At 73.3% G+C, this 4,271-nt stretch carries 4 protein-coding genes and 1 pseudogene; 1 reads left to right on the top strand and 4 read right to left on the bottom strand.

Going from position 1 to position 4,271, the window contains the following annotated elements:
• Window positions 1-212, top strand: a pseudogene (locus FNH04_RS42260) (hypothetical protein); the annotation flags it as partial.
• A 95-nt stretch (window positions 213-307) separates the two neighbouring features.
• Here FNH04_RS42260 and FNH04_RS42255 read toward each other — a convergent pair.
• From FNH04_RS42255 to FNH04_RS42240, 4 genes are read right to left on the bottom strand one after another with little or no spacing between them, the layout of a single operon-like run.
• Window positions 308-1,339, bottom strand: coding sequence for a Gfo/Idh/MocA family protein (locus tag FNH04_RS42255; RefSeq protein ID WP_152791543.1), 1,032 nt, complete (start codon window positions 1,337-1,339; stop codon window positions 308-310).
• The gene (locus FNH04_RS42250) at window positions 1,336-2,382 is read right to left on the bottom strand and encodes a Gfo/Idh/MocA family protein (RefSeq protein ID WP_152791542.1); all 1,047 of its coding nucleotides are present in this window, start codon (window positions 2,380-2,382) and stop codon (window positions 1,336-1,338) included. The genes FNH04_RS42255 and FNH04_RS42250 overlap by 4 nt, the downstream gene beginning before the upstream one ends.
• Window positions 2,383-2,396: 14 nt before the next feature.
• Window positions 2,397-3,239 (bottom strand): carbohydrate ABC transporter permease, encoded by an 843-nt coding sequence (locus tag FNH04_RS42245; protein ID WP_152791541.1) that lies wholly within the window; start codon window positions 3,237-3,239, stop codon window positions 2,397-2,399.
• 38 nt (window positions 3,240-3,277) lie between these two features.
• On the bottom strand, window positions 3,278-4,237 hold the full coding sequence (locus FNH04_RS42240) for a carbohydrate ABC transporter permease (protein ID WP_152791540.1): 960 nt from the start codon (window positions 4,235-4,237) through the stop codon (window positions 3,278-3,280).
• Window positions 4,238-4,271: the final 34 nt, after the last annotated feature.

Below are 4,271 nucleotides of genomic sequence, written 5' to 3'. Positions count from 1 at the left end.
CACCCGCCCCACCCGGCCGACCCGACCAGCCCGACCTCCGTATACAGGTCTCCCAGCGGTACGTGGCGCGCAGCCCCGCCGGCCGTGCCGTGGACGCCCTGCACGGCCGCCCCGTCACACCGCCGCGCCCGGGCCGTCCCGCCGTCGACCACGCCTTCGTCCTCTGGCACGGAGAACAGGTCTTCAAACACCCTGGGGCGCAGGTGGCCTAGGAGGGCTTTGTCAGGTCGTGCCCTAGTGCTGCCGGAACACACTGGGTCCGTCTGCCGGAGAAGTACGGCACCTGGCGAGGCGTCTGCGACCGCGATCAGGAAGGCTGGGCGGCCCGCGGGTCGGGGAGCGCCACCGGCTGTCCGGTGCGCAGGGACTCGTAGGCCGCCAGGACGATCCGCAGGCTGCGCAGACCGGCCTCGCCGTCCGGCCGGGGGCGGCGGCCGGTGCGCGCGGCGCCGAGGAACTCCTCCAGCATGACCGCGTCCAGGTCGTCGCCGCCCGGTTCCCAGCGGGAGCGGGCGGTGGCGGAGTCGAAGCCGCCGAGGAGCCGCGGGAAGGCGTCGAACTCGACGATCCCCCGCTCGGCGACGCAGGTCAGGGACAGGCCGCCCCATGTGGGATGGTCCTTCGGGTGGCTCCAGCTGCAGTCGATGGCGGTGACGACGCCGCCCGGGTACCGGACGGTGACCAGACCGGCCGTTTCCACGTCTGCCCCCTCGCTGCCCAGCAGGTCATTGGCCTGGGCGTAGACCTCCACCGCCTGCTCACCGCCGAGCAGGACGTCCATGAGGTCGGCGATGTGCACGGTGTGATCCATCACCGCGCCGCCGCCCGCCAGTTCCCGGTCACCGAACCACGGCCGTGAACCGGCCGGGTTCCAGCCGTTGTTGGAGCCGTGCACGCTGACCAGCGCCCCGAGCGAACCGTCGGCCACGGCCCGGCGCAGCGCGGTGAAAGCCGAGCCGAAACGGACCGGATAGGCGGTCATCAGGCCCACTCCGGCGCCGGCGCACGCGTCGATCATCGCCAGCGCGTCCGCCTCGCTCGTGGCGAGCGGCTTCTCGCACAGCACGTGCGCGCCGGCCGCCGCGGCCCGCTCGACCAGATACCGGTGCCGTGCGTTCTCGCTGGTCACCACCACCGCGTCGGGGCGCTGGGCGAACACCTCGTCCCAGCCGGCGGCGTACGGCACGCCCAGCCGCCGGGCCAGTGCCGCTCCCCGGTCCGGGTCGTCCGGCGGGGCGCCGGGGTCGGCGGTCAGCAGCTCGACGTCGCCGCGGTCGCGCAGCAGCTCGATGTACGTAGGGGCGTGGACGTGGGCGAAGGACAGGACGGCGACCTTCATGCGGAAGCTCCCTCGGGCGTCGCGTCGGTTGCTCCATCGGCTGCGAGCGGTGCGGCGAGCTCGACCGCCCGTCCGGTGCGGGCCGACTCGGCGGCCGCCGCGGCGATCCGTACGGCCGCCACGCCGTCGGCCGCGCTCACCCGGGGCTCGGCCCCTCCCGCGAAGGCGTCGGCGAACTCCCGTATCTGGGCGAGGTACGGCGACTCGCCGAAGTCGCCCGACGGGATGCCCTCGGCCGCGCCCGCTCCCTGCCCCGCCGTACCGACGACCCGCAGTCCCGGTGAGGCGAGCGAGTCGTGCCGTACGGTTCCGCCGGTGCCGGCGATGTGGAAGGTCGTACGGAACGGGGTGGCCGGCGGCGCCCAGACGCCCACGACCTGGGTGAGGGCGCCGGTCGCGTGGGTGAGCACCGCGGTCCCGGTGGCGACCGCGCCCTCGGGCGCCGGAGCGGTGAGATGGCCGCTCTGCCGCGCGTGGACGCGTACGACCTCGCCGAACAGCCAGCGGGCGATGTCCATGTCGTGGATCATCTGGTCGACGAGGATGCCCCCGGAGCGCGCCGGGTCGGCGAACCAGTCGCTCCAGGTGGGGTAGCGGCCGGTACGGGTGAACCGGGCCACCGCGACCCGGCCGAGGCCGCCCCCGGTGACGAGCGTGTGAAGCCGGGCGTAGGCGGGGAACCAGCGCACCACATGGCCGGGGTAGAGCCGTACTCCCGCCGCGCCTGCGGCGGCGGCCATCTCCGCGGCGTCGGCGGGGTGCAGGGCGAGGGGTTTCTCGCACAGGACGTGCGCCCCGGCGGCGACGGCGGCCAGGGTGATCTCGGGGTGGGTGTCGGTGGGGGTGCAGACGTCCACCACGTCGGCGCCCTCGACGGCCTCCTCGCGCGATCCGGCCGCGCTCTGGCCGAACTCGCGGGCCAGGGCGGGGGCCCGGCCGTCGGGGGAGTAGACGCGTACGCGGGCACCGAGCGCGGTCCATGCGGGCAGATGGGTGCGTGCGATACCGCCCGCGCCGATCAGAGCTACGTCGAGTTCTGCCATCTGGTGGGGGTCTCCTAGCCCTTGAGGGCGCCGCTGAGCACGCCGTTGATGAAGTGCCGCTGGAAGAAGAGGTAGACGAGGACGACCGGGGCGATCACGATCAGCGTGGCGGCCGCGAGCAGCGGCACGTCGACGTCGTACTGGCCGGTGAAGTAGCCCAGTCCGGTCGGCGCGGTGCGCCCCGCCGGATCCTGGATGAGGATCAGCGGGAGCAGGAACTGGTTCCAGCTCCATACGAAGTACAGGACGCCGAGGGTGGTCACGGCCGGGCGTGAGCTGGGCATCAGCACCCGCCACAGCGTCGTCCACGACGAGGCCCCGTCCAGCCGGGCGGCCTCGATGAGACTGCGCGGCACGGTGGCGAAGTGGGCCCGCATCCAGAAGACGCCGAACGGCATGAAGGCGGCGATCTCGGCGAGGGCCAGCCCCGGCACGGTGTTGGTGAGACCGAGGGCGCGCAGGTCGTAGTAGAGCGGGATGACGGTGACCTCGGTCGGGATGGCCAGACCGAGCAGGACGTAGCCGTAGAGCTTGCCGCCGCCGGGGACGTCCATCGTGGCCAGCGCGTATCCGGCGAGGGTGGCGCACGCGACCGCCGCGGGGACGACGGCGAGCGCGATCACGGCGCTGGAGCGCAGCAGCGTGCCGAACCCCGCGGCGGACCAGGCGTGGACGAAGTTCTCCAGATGGATGCCGTCCGGTAGGGCGAACCCGGTGAGCGGTGTCCCCGCGGGCTGGAGGGAGGCCAGGAGGAGGGACAGGAACGGGATGAGGACGGCGGTGAGGAAGAGGGTGAGGACGAGGGGTGCGGCGAGGCCGCGGGGACGGCGGGCCGGCGTTCGTCTCCGTGTGGACATCGGTCGAAGCGCCGGCTTGTGCGTCGGCTGATGGACCGTCATGGTGTCTCCCGCGCAAGCCGGTTGATCACCAGCACGGCCACCGCGATGACCGCCGTCAGCACCACCGCCAGCGCGCCGGCCAGGCCCACGGCGCCTCCGCCGAAGGCCAGCCGGTAGATGAGGATGCCGGGGACGACGGTGCTGTTGCCGGGGCCGCCGCCGGTGGTGATGTAGATCAGGTCGAAGCTGGACAGGGCGGCGATCACGGTGATGGACAGCGCGACCGCGATCTCCGGCCGCAGCAGCGGGACCGTGACGGACCAGAACTCGCGCACCGGGCCGGCTCCGTCCATCCGCGCGGCCTCGTAGATCTCCTGGTCGATGCGCTGCGTCCCGGACAGGAAGAGCACCATGCACAGCCCCGCCACCACCCAGGTCCCGATCAGGCCGACGGCGGGCAGCGACCAGGTGAAGCTGCCGAGCCAGGAGTCGGTCAGCCGCCCCAGGCCGACGGCCCGCAGGGCCTGGTTGAGGGTGCCGTCCTCGGCGTACACCCAGCGCCAGATGATGGCGACGGCGACCAGCGGGATGACCTGAGGCAGGAACAGCAGCGTACGGATCAGGGAGGTGCCGCGGCGGCCCGAGCGGCGGGCGACGAGCGCCGCCGACACCAGGCCCAGGCCGATGGGCAGGACGGAGAAGAAGAGGATGAGCGCCCCGGCGTGCCAGGCAGCCGCCCGCAGTTGCGGATCGGTGGCCACCCGGCGGTAGTTGTCGAACCCGGCGAAGGACGGCAGGGTCACCCCGTCCCAGTCGAACAGCGACAGATAGAAGGTGTGCAGGGCCGGGAGGACTGCGAACAGGGTGTACGGCAGCAACGCCGGCAGGACGTACAGCAGCGCCACGGCCCGGCGGCGCCGGCGTGTCGCGGTCCGCGCGCTGGCCGTGGGACCGGTGCGGGTGCCGTTGCCTTTGCGGACGGGGGGTGTGGCCCGTCGGGGGGTGGTGGTCGTCATGTCGTCCCAGGCGAGTCGGAGAGCCGAGGGGGGC

Origin of the sequence: Streptomyces phyllanthi (assembly GCF_009377205.1) — a bacterium.
In the GTDB taxonomy this organism is placed as follows: Bacteria; Actinomycetota; Actinomycetes; order Streptomycetales; family Streptomycetaceae; genus Streptomyces; species Streptomyces phyllanthi.
This window is presented reverse-complemented; position numbering and strand designations above follow the sequence as displayed.

Bases quoted from the DNA above. Each gene is read 5' to 3' on its own strand.
- FNH04_RS42255 (WP_152791543.1), bottom strand. From the start codon at position 1,339: ATGAAGGTCGCCGTCCTGTCCTTCGCCCACGTCCACGCCCCTACGTAC.
- FNH04_RS42250 (WP_152791542.1), bottom strand. From the start codon at position 2,382: ATGGCAGAACTCGACGTAGCTCTGATCGGCGCGGGCGGTATCGCACGC.
- FNH04_RS42245 (WP_152791541.1), bottom strand. From the start codon at position 3,239: ATGTCCACACGGAGACGAACGCCGGCCCGCCGTCCCCGCGGCCTCGCC.
- FNH04_RS42240 (WP_152791540.1), bottom strand. From the start codon at position 4,237: ATGACGACCACCACCCCCCGACGGGCCACACCCCCCGTCCGCAAAGGC.